This window comes from Vibrio sp. V39_P1S14PM300, from assembly GCF_009904765.1.
In the GTDB taxonomy this organism is placed as follows: domain Bacteria; phylum Pseudomonadota; class Gammaproteobacteria; order Enterobacterales; family Vibrionaceae; genus Vibrio; species Vibrio proteolyticus.
The window spans coordinates 1-15577 of sequence record NZ_WXWP01000087.1 but is presented as its reverse complement, the minus strand read 5'-3'; the positions used below and the strand labels follow the sequence as shown (position 1 = coordinate 15577).

Here is a 15577-nt window from a genome sequence, read left to right as displayed (position 1 = left end):
TTATAACTAATAATTATAAACTATGTGGCTTATGTTATGTCGCATAGCAGTGTTTTGAGCAATGGCTGGGGCCGATGAAGGGGTTACGAGGTCAATAATGAAATTACAACAACTGAAGTATATTGTTGAAGTAGTCAATCACAATCTCAATGTATCAGCGACGGCGGAAAGCCTGTACACCTCTCAGCCTGGGATCAGTAAGCAAGTTCGCCTGCTTGAAGATGAGTTGGGTATTCAGATTTTTGAACGCAGTGGCAAGCATTTGACTCAGGTGACCTCGGCAGGCGAAGATATTATCCGTATTTCCCAGGAAATCCTCTCCCGGGTCGAAAGTATCAAAGCGGTAGCGGGTGAGCACACACATCCAGAGATGGGTACGCTGAATATCTCTACTACGCATACTCAGGCGCGCTATGCTCTGCCTGAAGTGATCAAAGGGTTTACGGCCCGCTATCCGAAAGTGTCTTTACACATGCATCAGGGCACCCCAAGCCAGATGTCTGAAGCCATAGCCAAAGGAACGGCCAATTTCGCGATTGCTACCGAAGCGTTGCATCTGTACCAGGATGCGATCATGTTGCCTTGCTATCACTGGAATCGTTCGATTGTGGTACCAAAAGATCACGCACTGGCGCAGAAAGAGAAGGTCACCATTCAGGATCTGGCGGCGTACCCCTTAGTCACTTATGTGTTTGGTTTTACCGGACGCTCGGAGCTGGATACGGCCTTTAATCGAGTCGGCCTGACACCACGCGTGGTGTTTACCGCGACCGATGCCGATGTGATTAAGACTTACGTCCGAATGGGAATCGGTGTCGGCGTGATTGCCAGCATGGCGATTGATCAGCAGCACGATTCTGATCTGGTTGCAATTGATGCCAGTCATATCTTTGGGGCCAGTACCACCAGTATTGGCTTTCGCCGCGGGACTTTCCTGCGTTCTTACATGTTCGATTTTATGGAGCGTTTTGCGCCGCATTTGACCCGACCAGTGGTCGAACAGGCGATCTCTCTCAAATCAAACGCCGAAATCGAAGAGATGTTCCGCGACATCGAACTGCCAGTCCGATAACACTTCCACTTCTTCATGCTTCCCCCTACAATGCAGCGCACTCAGGGGGAAGTATGCTATCCAGATTTCACGTTCTAGATCAACTACTGACAGACTACCAGCTACTGTGGCGCTTCGAGCCATTTCATCACAGCCGACAGGCAGAGCCTGCATGGCAAACGCAATACCCTCAATTGTCTGAGTGGTTGGGTCAGTTGAGCCCGGCTGATGTCGAGTATTATAAATCGTCACCACAGGCATTGCAGGCCAAGGTGACCCAGTGCCTCCCTGAACTTCACGTTCTTACGGAAGCGGTCGCGCTAGAATCAGCAGATGTCTCCACGTTGTCACTCGATCGCGGTATCGACAGCGGTATTCCGGGCCGTAAGCTGACCCAAATTTTAGCGATGGGTCAGGCGGCACTGAAGGCGCATTCCGGCAGCGAATGGCTGGAGTGGTGTGCGGGGAAAGGGTTCCTCGGCCGCATATTAGCCAGTCAGAGTCGCCAGAATGTCACCAGTTTCGAGTTCCAGACTTGTCTGTGTGAATCTGGGCAACGTGACGCAGACAAGCGCGCCTTGCCAATGCAGTTTGTTCAGGGGGATGCTTTTGGTGTTGAGTCGGACGATGTGTTCAATGCGAGACAACATGCCGTCGCACTGCATGCTTGCGGTGATTTACACGTTGCTTTGATGCATAAATCGGTGCGCTTTGGTCTGCCGGCGATCACCCTATCACCGTGTTGCTACCATCTGATTGAGGGGGAGTCGTATCGGCCTTTATCCTCGCTGGGACAGAATTCATCACTGGCTTTGACCCGCCAGGAATTGAGAATCCCCCTTCAGGAAACCGTTACCGGAGGCGAGCGGGTCAGACGTCATCGCTTTCAGGAGATGGTGTATCGACTTGGTTTCGATTTGCTGTTGCGCTCTGAGCTGTCTTTGCAACAGTACCTTCCCATACCCAGTATTCGTAAGTCGATGCTTGCCGACGGATTTGAAGTATTTTGCCGCTGGGCAGCGGAGCAGAAACAGATGATTTTGCCAGACTGCGATTGGGCGTATTATCACGAGCAAGCTGAGCGGCGCTTCTGGCATATGGAACGCTTAAGCTTAATCCAGGACATATTCCGTCGCCCTCTGGAAATGTGGCTGGTGATGGACAAAGCCAGTTATCTGAGTGAGCAGGGATACAGGGTGAACATCAGCGAGTTTTGTCGTCGTGACATCACACCAAGGAACATTCTGATTCACGCTGAACGCGGCTTCGGGCAATAAAAAATCACCCACCTCTCTTTTTTGTTAATTTGGTGTTAAAACTTGCTTTCCATTCTCCTAAGTTATTGGTAATAATGTTGGTTAAACGCACACAAAGTGTGCAGATAACAAAAACAACACAACATCTACTATCACATGCTTAAATCAAGGAGTTCAGATGAAGGCAGGCAAAGTCATCGCTACCGCCGTTCTGGCAAGCGCCGCATTACTCTCATCCACCAGTATCATGGCAAAAACCGCGAAAGTGGCGGTTTCGCAGATTGTTGAACACCCGGCCCTGGACGCCGCCCGGCAGGGGTTACTCGATGGTCTGAAAGCGAAAGGTTATGAAGAAGGAAAAAACCTGGAGTTTGATTATAAGACCGCTCAAGGCAACCCGGCGATAGCTGTGCAGATCGCTCGTCAATTTGTCGGAGAAAACCCGGACGTATTGGTGGGGATCGCTACGCCGACCGCTCAGGCTCTGGTCTCTGCCACGCGTGATATCCCGGTGGTATTCACTGCGGTAACCGACCCCGTCGGTGCCAAATTGGTGAAGCAACTTGAGCAACCTGGCAAGAACGTCACCGGATTGTCGGATTTGTCTCCAATCGCTCAGCACGTGGAGCTGATTAAAGAATTGTTGCCTAACGTGAAATCAATCGGCGTGGTTTTTAATCCGGGTGAAGCCAATGCAGTGACTCTGGTTGAACTCCTGAAGGAAAGCGCCAAAGCGCAGGGTATCGATGTGGTGGAGGCTACGGCGCTGAAAAGTGCCGACGTACAGTCGGCTACTCAGGCCATCTCTGCTAAATCAGACATCATTTATGCTCCAACAGACAACACGGTTGCCAGTGCGATTGAAGGGATGATCGTCGCGGCGAATCAGGCAAAAACGCCGGTATTTGGTGGCGCAACCTCGTACGTTGAGAAAGGGGCTATCGCTGGTCTGGGGTTTGACTACTACCAGGTCGGTGTACAAACAGCGGATTACGTCGCTGCGATCTTGGAAGGCCAGAAACCGGGCCAGTTGGACGTGAAAGTGGCCAAGGGTTCGGATCTGGTTGTCAATCCGAAAGCCGCGGAAATGTTGGGCATTACTCTGCCGGAATCGGTTGTAGCGCGCGCGACCAGCGTTAAGTAATCCTGTTTGAAACCAGTAGGCGTGGGCTTACTGGTTTCTTTGTCTCTGAAAAAGGAGTTGCCTATGTCTGCTTTTGCGTTTTTTGGTGCGCTTGAGATAGGTCTTTTGTATGGATTAGTTGCGCTGGGTGTGTATTTGACTTTCCGCGTACTGGATTTTCCTGATTTGAGTGTTGACGGCAGTTTCCCAATGGGAGCCGCGGTGGCCGCGACGGCGATCGTTGCCGGGATCAACCCCTGGGTAGCGACAGGAATGGCGATCCTTGCTGGTGGGGCAACCGGTTTGGTGACCGCGTTTCTTGCGGTTCGGTGTGGGATATTACATCTGCTGGCATCAATTCTCACCATGATCGCTGCGTTCTCGATCAATATTCGGATCATGGGTAGGCCGAATATGGCGTTGCTCGGTGAAGACACCATTTTGACCCCATTTGAATCACTGGGAGATTCGATGCTGGTACGTCCGATTGTGGTGGGCGTCTTGGTGCTGATTTCTGCCTGGTTGGTGGTGCGTCTGCTGAACAGTGATTTTGGCCTTGGCCTGAGAGCCACAGGGGTGAATGCTCGTATGGTGTCTGCCCAAGGGGCGAGTACCGCGTTTTATACCTATTTTGGTTTGGCGCTCTCTAACGCCTTTGTCGGCTTTGCTGGCGCTCTGTTTGCACAAACCAACAGCTTTGCTGACGTCACTTCCGGCGTCGGCACCATCGTGGTCGGTCTGGCGGCGGTGATACTGGGCCAAACGCTGATCCCGGGGCGCAAGATTTGGGTGGCGGTTCTGGCGGTCATCGTAGGCTCAGTGCTGTACCGCCTGGCGGTTGCGTTTGCACTTAGCACCGGAATGTTCGGTTTACAGGCATCAGACCTGAACTTAGTCACCGCGGTTCTGGTGGCCGTAGCGTTGATCGCACCAAGGATAAAAGGAAACCTCAAGGCAAAAAAGCGCGGTAAGCCTGATTTTCAGGCTGGTGTTGTCAAACAGGGAAAAGAATCAGGAGAAGTTGCATGATTCAGTTGGAAAATATTGAGGTCACTTTTAACCCGGGTACCATATTGGAAAACCGGGCGTTACGTGGTGTCTCACTTAACGTACCTGAACACCAGTTTTTAACCGTGATTGGCTCAAACGGAGCGGGTAAATCGACCCTGCTGGGTGCGGTAACGGGTGAAACGCCAATGATTGGCGGCAAAGTGGTGATTGATGAACTGGATGTGACATCAAAAACAGTTGCCCAGCGTGCAACACAATGTGCGCGGGTGTTTCAGGATCCGCTGGCGGGGACGTGCGGGGAGCTGACCATCGAAGAGAATATGGCTTTGGCCTATATGCGTGGCAAGCGCCGTAGCTGGAATCTCTCGTTGTCCTCCAAACGACGCAAACTCTTCCAGGAGCGCATCAGTATCCTTGGGCTAGGGCTTGAGGATCGCTTGGGTGACAGTATCGGTTTGTTGTCGGGTGGCCAGCGTCAGGCGGTAAGCCTGGTGATGGCGACGCTGTCAGAAAGTAAACTGCTGCTGCTGGATGAGCATACTGCGGCCCTCGATCCTCGTATGGCGGCGTTCATCATTGATTTGACCAAAACGATTGTCAGTGAATTCAACCTGACGGTAATGATGGTGACACACTCGATGAAAGATGCGTTGGCGTGTGGCGATCGCACCGTCATGCTGCATCAGGGGGAAATTGTGCTGGATGTTGCCGGTGACCAGCGCGCCAATATGACGGTGCCGGATTTGCTGGAAATGTTCTCGAAAGTTCGGGGAGAGGAATTAGCGGACGACAGTTTGCTGCTCAACTAAGCCGGAGCTTACTTAACTCTGACAGAGTTCACATTTTGCCTATGCCATAATCCAGCGCATAGAAACCTAAAGCCCATCACGTGTAATCTTGCGATGGGCTTTTTCTATTATATTGATAAGGTTAGAATTTCATGAAGGGCAAGAGGCATTTCAGCCACAGGTTTGTCGTTGTCGCACCCCTGACTCTGGCGATGACGGTACTCGTTCTGGCTATCAATGCTTATCTGAATGCGATCAATCGCGAAATAGACTCAGAATACGACCGCATAGACCGTTCACTTCAGCGCACCACGCGTTTGCTGACCGCGATCGATTACGCGTTCAACCACTATCTGGTCGCCCGGCCGGATCTGCTGCTCAGCCACAATCGTAAAGTGGAAGACGGCGTCTGTCGGATGTGGCCGATTGACCCGCTGCTCAACCTTGATGAATCAAGGGATGTCCCGATTCCGTCTATTGATTTTAGCTACATGATTACTGCGGATGCGTCGCTGTGCGATCCGAGCAGCAGAATGTATCAAAGAGTGGCCAGTCGTGTCATTCTGGCACCGAGTTTGTCCTTCTTGCATGATCTTGATGATGAGATTTTTGGTATTCGCTACATTGACGAGAGTGGCTTTGTTATGTCATCTCCGGCATCGCGTGCGGCGAAAATCGACCGAGACTTCGTGTCTATCATCAAGACGCGTCCATACTGGCGCGATACAGCCCAGAACAAAGATAAAATCACGGTCTCCCGTCTGAGTTCGACTTCCCTGCTGATTGACGGGCAGAAGAGACAGGTGTTTGCAATGACATTGCCGGTTGTCATTGACGGCGATTACCGTGGCATGGTGGAACTGGATGTCAACACTGAGGTTCTGCTGAGTAAAGACAGTGATTTACCCAATCTGATTAAGCTGGTTGATTTGCGGACATCCAGCATACCGGACAACGCCGTACATGTTAAACATCTCAATATTCCCGGCGTCGAATTTCATCACGCCGTCTACTACGACCTGGATATCCGCAACGAAATCGCCTTTTTCTTTAGTTTCAAGGTCTACTCATTACTGGGCATAGTGTTTATTTACGTGCTTTCCACTGTGGTTTTGATTTACTTTAACAGCGATGCCGAAAAAACCTATTTCAAAGATCTGGCCGCGCGTGACCCCATGACTGGCTTGTTAAACCGGCGTGGTTTCCAGTCATTGCTGCAACGCACACCCCATCAGCAATATATTGCGCTGGCGATTTTGGATATCGATGATTTTAAACACATCAACGATACCCATGGTCATGATGTAGGGGACAACGTTATCTGTTACGTCGCCGATCAAATCCTGTGCAGTATCCGTCAGGCAGATATTGCAGCCCGCTTTGGTGGAGAAGAGTTTGTTATCTATCTGACGGGGGACAGTGAGCAAAAACTGCAGCAGATTCTGCTCAGGGTCAGAGCCGCTCTGGCCGAGTATGCCAGTCGCTTACTCGAGCGCGGATTTACCGTGTCCGGCGGTGTAGATATCACCAAAGCCGGCCAATTCGAGTTTGAGACGGCATTTAAGCGTGCAGATGACAAGCTGTATCAGGCTAAGACCAATGGTAAAGACAAGTTGATATTCTGAGGTAATGGCTAGTTGGCATCGGCCAACAGGTTGTCGCGATAGTATTCGATCCGCTCCACTATCGGGGCGGCTTTGCTGAAGGTTCGAATATCGCGGAATAACTCTTGGGCCTGAGGGTACTCTTGGCGCAGGTATGAGAACCATTGCTTGACCCGGTTGGGATAATAGAGGCCTTTATCGCCTTTCATTTCATAACGAGAGTACACCAGCAGTAGATCGACCACGTCTTGCCAGGCCATTTTGCTGTGGTTGTGTTTTACCACGTTGCCAAGGTTCGGCACATTGAATGCGCCACGGCACACCATCAAAGAGTCAACCCCTGTGGTCGCGATACAGGCTTGCCCGTCGTCATAATTCCAGATCTCACCATTTGCAATCAGTGGAAGTGTGGTTTTGCCACGAATTTGGTCGATGTATTCCCAGCGAATCTCACTGGCTTTGTAGCCACCGGATTTCGTTCTTGCATGCACGGTCAGTTCATTGGCGCCGGCTTGCTCAATCGCATCGACGATCTCGAAACAGTCGTTTGGGTCTTCCCAGCCGAGGCGAATTTTGGCAGAAACCGGTATATGAGTTGGCACGGCGTCACGGCAGGCTTTGACTACCTGGTGGATCAATTCCGGATGCTGAAGCAGAGCAGCGCCACCTTTACTTTTGTTTACCATCTTGGCCGGACAGCCGAAGTTGATATCAATGCCTTTTGCGCCAAGGTCGGCGGCGCGAACGGCATTCTCTGCCATCCAGCCTGGCTCCTGACCAAGTAACTGAAGATGAACCGGTACGCCGGATTTGGTCTGTGAACCTTGTTCCAGCTCAGGACAGAGGCGGTAGAACACATGATCTGGCAGCAACTGATCGACCACGCGCACAAATTCTGTGACGCACAGATCGTAGTCATTGATGTCGGTTAGGATCTCTCGCATCAGATGATCCAACACGCCCTCCATCGGGCCCAGAATTACTCGCATACCATTTTGCCTCCGTTTGGGAGGCGAGATTGTAGAGGTATTGGTTGATATTGTCACTAAGGGGGAACGCATCACCTGAGCCAATACGCTGATTTTTACGCTGAGATGGTGATGAATTGGGCGTCTGTCCGCACTATGGTTAGCAAGCGCTGCCCACAGTGATATACTCGGGTTTTTGTTCTGTTCAGAAAGCATTTATGACTTATCAGCTCATCTCACTGGAGAGCACCGATGTACAGGAATCTCCGTTTTTTATTGAAGGCGCCATTTTGGCGGCCAATTTTGCCACGCAGCCTCTGGCGCCCGAAGCCTGGCTGGGTGAATTGCTGGGAGCGGCCGCCAGTGACGTTCAGCCAGTGATTGTTGAACAGATTCACAAACAATACGCGCAATTGAAACGAAATGAATATTCCTTATTGGCCTTGGTGGACGGGGCTGATAAACGTGAACAACTCGCAGACTTGGCAGAAGGCTTCATGCAGGTATGGTCGACTGTCGAAGCGCAGTGGATAGAGACGCAGGTCGGGGATGGAACGCTGCGCATGTTACAGGGGTTACTGACCAGCTTTATGTTGGCAATCGATGAAGAGCAGACACAGCAACAAATGCGAAAGGCGGGTGTCGAATCGCCACCGTCGCTGGAGGAGTTTATTGAACAGTTGGATTTGATGGTGGCGGAAGTGGCGATGGCGGCAGACGAGGCCATGGTCGGGGCGCAGTCACAAAGTGTCAACCCATATAAAGGTATTGGTCGCAATGATCTATGTCCTTGTGGCAGCGGGAAAAAGTTCAAACAGTGTTGCGGTCAGTAAGTGGAATTATCTCAGGTTTTGCGTGTCTGACTGGTATCGATACGCTTCGCGTGATTCAGACGGATGTCTGACCTTATTCGGTCATAACCTGGCTGCGGCGATTTATAATCAACGTTAGGACTGGAAATCGGGTTAGCCCGTCACCATATAGATTTTATCGCTCATTTAGTGAGGAGCTTTTTGAATGAAGAAACTGTTAGCCTTGTTATTGGTAAGTTGCTCTGCCTTGGCCGCGCCAAAAGATGAACTCAGCGCTCGTCTGGCAAAAAACGACGGATTCAGTGCTGATTTCACTCAGCAGGTGACAAGCCCAGAGGGTGACGTTGTTATGGAAGGTGAGGGGACCGTCGAAATTGCGCGCCCAAGCCTGTTCCGCTGGACAACCAACACACCAGATGAGAACGTTTTAGTTTCAGATGGTCAGTCGGTCTGGTACTACAGCCCGTTTATTGAACAGGTGACGATTTATCGCCAGGAGCAAGCTACGGAGCAAACCCCGTTTGTTCTTCTCACTCGCAATCGCAACAGTGACTGGGATAATTACGCCGTCGTGCAAAAAGGCGATCTGTTTACGCTGACCCCGACCGCCGTGGATTCCAATCAGGGCAAGTTTCAAATCGATATCAACACGAAAGGTGTGGTGAAAGGGTTCAATGTGATTGAACAGGATGGTCAGAAGAGCCAGTTCACTTTCAGTAAGGTAAACCTCAGTAAGCCGAAGGCAGACCGTTTTACGTTTGTAGTGCCTCAAGGTGTCGAGGTCGATGACCAAAGGAAGTAATCTTGAGTAATTACAGTTTAGACTTTGCAGGGGACGAAGATTTTCGTCCCCTTGCTGCTCGTATGCGCCCAGAAACACTGGATCAGTATATCGGGCAGCAGCATATTCTAGGTCCGGGAAAGCCGTTACGGCGAGCACTGGAAGCGGGGCATATCCATTCAATGATCTTGTGGGGCCCGCCTGGCACAGGGAAAACCACACTGGCGGAGGTCGCGGCGAATTACGCCAACGCGGAAGTCGAGCGTGTATCGGCGGTTACCTCTGGCGTAAAAGAGATACGCGCGGCAATTGAAAAAGCGCGAGAAAATAAAATGGCGGGGCGTCGCACCATCTTATTTGTCGATGAGGTGCACCGTTTCAACAAATCGCAGCAAGATGCCTTTCTGCCCCACATTGAAGATGGCACGGTTACTTTCATTGGTGCCACCACGGAAAACCCTTCGTTTGAACTGAATAACGCTTTGTTGTCACGGGCCCGAGTGTACAAGCTCACCTCTCTCAACCAAGAGGAAATCCTGCTGGCGCTTCATCAGGCGATTGAAGACGCGCCCCGGGGGCAAGGCCGCATTGAGGCCCATTTTTCTGATAACGTTTTGGAACGCCTGGCTGAACTGGTCAACGGTGACGCGCGCATGTCGCTCAACTATCTTGAGCTTTTGTACGACATGGCGCAGGACGATGCCCAAGGCGTCAAACAGATCACGCTGCAGTTGCTGGCGGAGGTGGCCGGTGAGAAAGTGTCGCGCTTCGATAACAAAGGCGACATCTGGTACGACTTGATATCCGCCGTGCACAAGTCTATCCGTGGCTCCAACCCGGATGCGGCGCTGTACTGGGCTGCGAGAATGATGTCTGCGGGCTGTGATCCGCTGTATATTGCCCGCCGCCTGCTGGCGATCGCGTCAGAAGACGTTGGTAATGCGGATCCGCGCGCAATGCAAGTGGCACTGTCAGCCTGGGATTGTTTTACCCGGGTTGGGCCAGCGGAAGGGGAGCGCGCGATTGCTCAGGCTATCGTCTATCTGGCCTGTGCGCCGAAAAGCAATGCGGTGTACAGCGCTTGGAAGCAGGCGCTCAGCGATGCGCATAACCTGCCGGAATATGAGGTTCCCCATCACCTGCGTAATGCCCCGACCAGTCTGATGAAAGACATGGGCTATGGCGAGGAATACCGTTACGCCCATGATGAGCCTGGTGCGTACGCTGCGGGTGAAAAATACCTCCCGTCGGAAATGGGAGAAAAACGCTACTATTTTCCGACAAATCGAGGTCTTGAGACCAAAATTGGCGAGAAGTTGGATTACTTGGCTAGTTTAGACGCAAAAAGCCCGCAAAAGCGCTATGAAAAGTAATGTCTTTTGGGTATCTTTGTCAGGTTAGACTATTCAATAACACGTGAAAGGTTTCACGTGTTTTTTCATCACTAAAAAGCATAGGATTAACAATGCTGGATTCTAAATTACTTCGTACAGAGCTGGATGAAACAGCTGCTAAACTGGCACGTCGTGGCTTTGCCCTCGACGTTGAGACCATTCGTAAACTTGAAGAACAACGCAAGTCCATTCAAGTAGAAGTTGAAAATTTACAATCCACGCGTAACTCCATCTCCAAGCAGATCGGTCAGAAAATGGCGGCTGGTGATAAAGAAGGTGCTGAAGAGATCAAAAAGCAAATTGGTACTCTGGGTAGCGATCTGGACGCGAAAAAAGTCGAACTTGACCAAGTAATGGCGAAACTAGATGAAATTACGCTGTCAGTGCCTAACCTGCCAGCAGACGATGTGCCAGATGGTAAAGACGAGAATGAGAACGTTGAAATCTCTCGTTGGGGTGAGCCGAAATCTTATGACTTCGAAGTGAAAGATCACGTAGATCTGGGTGAAATGGGCGGCGGTCTGGACTTTGCGAGCGCAACCAAAATCACCGGTGCACGCTTTATCGTTATGAAAGGTCAGTTTGCACGTCTGCATCGTGCAATTGCTCAGTTTATGCTGGACCTGCACACCGATGAACATGGCTACACAGAGATGTACATGCCGTATCTGGTCAACTCGGACAGCCTGTTTGGCACCGGTCAGTTACCGAAGTTTGGTAAGGATCTGTTCCACACTGAACCGCTGGCAGAGAAAGTCAATGACGAAGAACCACGTAAACTGTCGTTGATCCCAACTGCAGAAGTGCCGGTAACCAACATGGTGCGCGATACCATTTCGGAAGAGGCCGATCTGCCGTTGAAAATGACCGCTCACACGCCATGTTTCCGCTCGGAAGCGGGGTCTTACGGTCGCGATACTCGTGGTTTGATCCGCATGCACCAGTTCGATAAAGTGGAACTGGTGCAAATCACCAAGCCAGAAGACTCAATGGATGCACTTGAAGAGCTGACGGGCCATGCCGAGAAGGTTCTGCAACTGCTTGAGCTACCGTACCGTAAAGTCGTACTGTGTACGGGGGATATGGGCTTTGGCGCTCGCAAGACTTACGATTTGGAAGTGTGGGTACCTGCACAGCAGACCTACCGTGAGATTTCATCTTGCTCAAACATGTGGGACTTCCAGGCACGTCGCATGCAAGCGCGTTTCCGTCGTAAAGGCGAGAAAAAGCCTGAATTGGTGCACACCTTGAACGGTTCAGGTCTGGCTGTTGGTCGTACCATGGTCGCGATCCTGGAAAACAATCAACAAGCCGACGGCCGCGTTGCGATTCCAGCTGTGCTGCAAAAGTACATGGGTGGCGTAACGCACATCGGTTAATCGGTGGCGATAAAAAAGAAAAACCGACCAGTCAGGTCGGTTTTTTTATGTCTGCAATTGCGCGATGGTTAGCCACAACACTTTTTGAATTTCTTACCACTGCCACAAATACACGGATCGTTACGGCCGACTTTGAGCTCTTTAACGGTCTGATTCAGTCTTGGATCCGAAATGGTCTCTTCTTGCGAGGGAAACTCGCCGTCGATGTAATACCAAAGGCCATCTTGACGAAGAAAGCGTGAACGTTCGGTCATGCAGTACTCTGCACCTTGATCGACAAAGTGCGCGCTAAAGGTGACATACCCTTCATCCTTATCGCTGCCGTCTTCGCTACCGATGACATCGAGCTTCTTCCACTCTGAATGGACTGATTGCTGAATCCCTTCACGTTGGTCTTCTGCGTGGCAACTCGGGTGATATGTTTCGATGACGAAATCGACTAACCCAAGTACATGCGCACTATAGCGGGCGCGCATCAGTTGTTCCGGTTGTTGTGCATGAGCATGCTGCTGATGAACGGGTTCGCAGCAGGCAGTGTAATCGGATTGGCTTCCACAAGGGCAGGCAGTCATAAATGTCTCTTTCGTTGGTGTGGCTGACACGCCAGATAAACAGGGCGTTAAGTTTAGAAGGCTTTGCTTACGAGGTAAATAGCCAGACTTTTAGTCGCAAAAACACTCACGACAGGCATGAGGTAATTACGGCTTGAGGTTCAGCAGATCGGCGGTCCACTGCACTGCGCTGTCGTAACATTGGCTGAGGGTGTCTGCTGGCAGTCCCAGTCGTTGGTTGACAAGTGCGACCTGGTCCCAATCGCCTTTTTCGTACGCACGCGTGACGGCAAGAATATCCCCAAGGAGTCCATCGCCATTTTTCAATGCGACTTTGACTGCATTGTCGATCGGCATCTTCTCCATCAGCAGATCCATCGGTTGATCGAGCAGGCTGTCAAGCAGGGAAAACATCCCGGTCAGAAAGGCCGAGCCGGGTTCGACGTCGCTGTCACAATAGCTAAACAACAGCTCACAGTATCGTGCACGCTGGATGGACAGCCCGTACAAATAATCGGGTTTGGATTCATGAGTTGAGGCGATGGCGACCAGAGAGATGAACTTTCTCAGGCGCTCTTCACCAAGATACACCAAGGCTTGGCGGAAAGACTGAATCTTCGCGCTGATCAACGCGGAAGAATTGACAAAAGCGAGCAGTTTAAACGATAGCGTGACGTCTTTACTGACCAACTCTTCGAGCGTGGTGTAATCGATCTGTGGTTTGGCAATCTCTTTGATCAGATGCACGATAGTGAGAAAGGCGGGCTCCAGCGCGCGACGTTGGATCATCTCCGGCTTGCTGAAAAAGTAGCCCTGAAACAGGTCAAATCCGGCTTGTTTGGCTTGCTCAAATTCCTGATGTGTTTCCACTTTCTCGGCCAGAAAATCGATTTTGGTGTGTTTTAGCTTGGCGATAAATTTGGCCGCCTTATCGATTGGAAACTGCTGAATATCAAACTTGATGATGGACACAAACGGCAGAAACGCTTTCCACTCGACCGACGGAACAAAGTCGTCCAGAGCAATCCGGTAGCCTTTGGCGGCCATTTCCCGGATGGCGTGCAATAATTCCTGCGTTGGAGCGCAATCTTCAAGCACTTCGACGACCAGGTTATCGGCGGGAAACAATGTGGGTACCCGGTTGATCAGACTCTGATAGGGAAAATTAACAAAGCCGAGTTTGTTACCCAGCGTCGAATAGTGGGTCGAAAGGAAGTGATCGGACAACAAACGGCTGGTGGCCAAATCGGGATCGATCTCCGGAAAGGTATTTTTAGGCCCGTCACGAAACAACAATTCGTAACCGACGGTTCGCTTGTGGCTGTCAAGAATAGGCTGTCTGGCAATATATGAGTATTTCAAAGGACACTTCTTATATTATCGATTGGCTCTTATACGCCGGACAACATGCCCGGCCAACCTCATTCCACTGGGTGAAAAGGGCGAGACTGCAAATCAAATCCGTCTTTATCATAGACTAAAACAGAGCCCTGAGTGTACCAGTCTCCCAGCACAATTCGAGTTTTGTCACCCTGTAATGTGCGGAAAGTATGAATATCGGGACGGTGAGTGTGACCGTGGATCATCAAATCGACGTGATGGCGGTCCATCACCCGTGCGACTTCACTTTGAGTGACGTCCATAATCTGCATGGATTTATGCTGTTTTTGTTCCCGGATATCGCCCTGGACTTTGCCAACAACTTTTTGTTTTACGGCAAACGGCAGACGATTGAATAGCCATTGCAACCAGGGCTGGTGAACTTTTTTCCTATAATTTTGATACTTAATATCATCTATGCACAGGGTATCACCGTGCAGGATGACCGCCCGACGACCGTAGAGGTCAATCACGCATTCTTCGTCCAACAACGTGATTCCAGTGTCACGGGCAAAGCGCCGACCCAGCAGAAAATCGCGATTTCCCTGAATGAAATAACACGGAACGCCTTTGGTGGTTAGCGCGCGGAATTCGGCTTTAATCAGCGTGGCAAAATCGCTTTTGTCATCGTCACCTATCCAGAATTCAAACAGGTCGCCGAGCACATACAGAGCATCTGCATGGACAGCTTCCTCGCGCATGAAGCGAATAAAACAGGTCGTGATGTCGGAAACGGAAGGAGTCAGGTGGAGATCGGAAATAAACAGTGTGGTCATAGTCGGTCATTTAAGAGAGCGCCGTCAGCGCTCTCTGTCATTGATTATGCTTCGATGGTTGTGCCAGTGATGATCACTTCATCCAGAGGGACATCCTGATGCATACCGTATGAACCGGTGCTCACACCTTTGATCTTGTTCACGATGTCCATACCTTCAACGACTTCGCCGAATACACAGTAACCCCAGCCATCCATGCTTTCAGAGCGGAAGTCCAGGAAGGTGTTATCATTGACGTTAATGAAAAACTGCGAGCTGGCTGAGTGTGGTTCCATCGTACGTGCCATAGCGATGGTACCAGTCTTGTTGCTCAGACCGTTGTTCGCTTCGTTTTTGATCGATGCACGGGTTGCCTTTTCACGCAGGCCAGACTCCATACCGCCACCCTGAATCATGAAACCGTCGATAACACGGTGAAACAGCGTGTTGTCGTAGAAACCATCACGGCAGTACTGCAGGAAGTTTGCACTTGTTTCAGGTGCTTTCTCTTCGTTGAGCTGAATTTTGATGTCACCAAAATTAGTGTGAAGGGTGATCATGATTATTACCTTTGCTGATGTTTTTTGATTTGAAACTGAGATTCTATCTCAACTTCCCGAACATTAATACGCGAAAAACCGGAGAAATCGTTTAAGAAGTTTAGCTTATGCTTTCTTTTTGCTCGAATCGGGGATTACGTAACACAGCCCAAGTTGTTATACTG

General features: G+C 50.7%; 15 protein-coding genes. 10 read left to right on the top strand and 5 right to left on the bottom strand.

Going from position 1 to position 15577, the window contains the following annotated elements; translation table 11 throughout:
- Nucleotides 1–97 precede the first annotated feature (97 nt).
- The 6 genes from cysB to CAG65_RS04070 all read left to right on the top strand — a co-directional run bounded on the left by cysB (nucleotide 98) and on the right by CAG65_RS04070 (nucleotide 6854).
- A complete protein-coding gene (cysB, locus tag CAG65_RS04095) occupies nucleotides 98–1072 on the top strand; it encodes an HTH-type transcriptional regulator CysB (RefSeq protein ID WP_021704024.1) in 975 nt (324 codons plus the stop codon).
- Nucleotides 1073–1125: 53 nt separating this feature from the next.
- Nucleotides 1126–2328: a methyltransferase gene (locus CAG65_RS04090; protein WP_161452369.1), complete on the top strand. Its 1203-nt coding sequence runs from the start codon at nucleotides 1126–1128 to the stop codon at nucleotides 2326–2328.
- Between the two features lie 157 nt (nucleotides 2329–2485).
- A complete protein-coding gene (locus CAG65_RS04085) occupies nucleotides 2486–3451 on the top strand; it encodes an ABC transporter substrate-binding protein (RefSeq protein WP_161448682.1) in 966 nt (321 codons plus the stop codon).
- Between the two features lie 63 nt (nucleotides 3452–3514).
- The gene (locus CAG65_RS04080; RefSeq protein WP_161448684.1) at nucleotides 3515–4459 is read left to right on the top strand and encodes an ABC transporter permease; all 945 of its coding nucleotides are present in this window, start codon (nucleotides 3515–3517) and stop codon (nucleotides 4457–4459) included.
- The gene (locus CAG65_RS04075) at nucleotides 4456–5250 is read left to right on the top strand and encodes an ABC transporter ATP-binding protein (protein ID WP_161452367.1); all 795 of its coding nucleotides are present in this window, start codon (nucleotides 4456–4458) and stop codon (nucleotides 5248–5250) included. Before CAG65_RS04080 ends, CAG65_RS04075 begins: the two co-directional genes overlap by 4 nt.
- Nucleotides 5251–5381: 131 nt before the next feature.
- Nucleotides 5382–6854, top strand: coding sequence for a GGDEF domain-containing protein (locus CAG65_RS04070; protein WP_161452364.1), 1473 nt, complete (start codon nucleotides 5382–5384; stop codon nucleotides 6852–6854).
- 8 nt (nucleotides 6855–6862) lie between these two features.
- On the opposite strand, the gene dusC is transcribed toward CAG65_RS04070, so the two are convergent.
- Nucleotides 6863–7822 (bottom strand): tRNA dihydrouridine(16) synthase DusC, encoded by a 960-nt coding sequence (dusC, locus tag CAG65_RS04065; RefSeq protein WP_161452361.1) that lies wholly within the window; start codon nucleotides 7820–7822, stop codon nucleotides 6863–6865.
- Between the two features lie 197 nt (nucleotides 7823–8019).
- Here dusC and CAG65_RS04060 point away from each other — a divergent pair, with 197 nt between their 5' ends.
- The 4 genes from CAG65_RS04060 to serS all read left to right on the top strand — a co-directional run bounded on the left by CAG65_RS04060 (nucleotide 8020) and on the right by serS (nucleotide 12167).
- Nucleotides 8020–8634, top strand: coding sequence for an SEC-C metal-binding domain-containing protein (locus tag CAG65_RS04060; RefSeq protein ID WP_161452359.1), 615 nt, complete (start codon nucleotides 8020–8022; stop codon nucleotides 8632–8634).
- 184 nt (nucleotides 8635–8818) lie between these two features.
- The gene (gene lolA / locus CAG65_RS04055) at nucleotides 8819–9415 is read left to right on the top strand and encodes an outer membrane lipoprotein chaperone LolA (RefSeq protein WP_021704032.1); all 597 of its coding nucleotides are present in this window, start codon (nucleotides 8819–8821) and stop codon (nucleotides 9413–9415) included.
- A 2-nt stretch (nucleotides 9416–9417) separates the two neighbouring features.
- Nucleotides 9418–10767, top strand: coding sequence for a replication-associated recombination protein A (locus tag CAG65_RS04050; RefSeq protein ID WP_161452356.1), 1350 nt, complete (start codon nucleotides 9418–9420; stop codon nucleotides 10765–10767).
- 92 nt (nucleotides 10768–10859) lie between these two features.
- The gene (gene serS, locus CAG65_RS04045; RefSeq protein ID WP_021704034.1) at nucleotides 10860–12167 is read left to right on the top strand and encodes a serine--tRNA ligase; all 1308 of its coding nucleotides are present in this window, start codon (nucleotides 10860–10862) and stop codon (nucleotides 12165–12167) included.
- 68 nt (nucleotides 12168–12235) lie between these two features.
- On the opposite strand, the gene CAG65_RS04040 is transcribed toward serS, so the two are convergent.
- The 4 genes from CAG65_RS04040 to CAG65_RS04025 all read right to left on the bottom strand — a co-directional run bounded on the left by CAG65_RS04040 (nucleotide 12236) and on the right by CAG65_RS04025 (nucleotide 15413).
- Nucleotides 12236–12739, bottom strand: a complete 504-nt coding sequence (locus CAG65_RS04040) for a YchJ family protein (RefSeq protein ID WP_161452352.1) — start codon at nucleotides 12737–12739, stop codon at nucleotides 12236–12238.
- Between the two features lie 126 nt (nucleotides 12740–12865).
- Nucleotides 12866–14080: an EAL and HDOD domain-containing protein gene (locus CAG65_RS04035; RefSeq protein WP_161452349.1), complete on the bottom strand. Its 1215-nt coding sequence runs from the start codon at nucleotides 14078–14080 to the stop codon at nucleotides 12866–12868.
- Between the two features lie 59 nt (nucleotides 14081–14139).
- On the bottom strand, nucleotides 14140–14874 hold the full coding sequence (gene lpxH, locus CAG65_RS04030; protein WP_161452347.1) for a UDP-2,3-diacylglucosamine diphosphatase: 735 nt from the start codon (nucleotides 14872–14874) through the stop codon (nucleotides 14140–14142).
- Nucleotides 14875–14918: 44 nt separating this feature from the next.
- Entirely contained in the window at nucleotides 14919–15413 is a 495-nt protein-coding gene (locus CAG65_RS04025; RefSeq protein ID WP_021704038.1) for a peptidylprolyl isomerase, read from the bottom strand.
- Nucleotides 15414–15577: the final 164 nt, after the last annotated feature.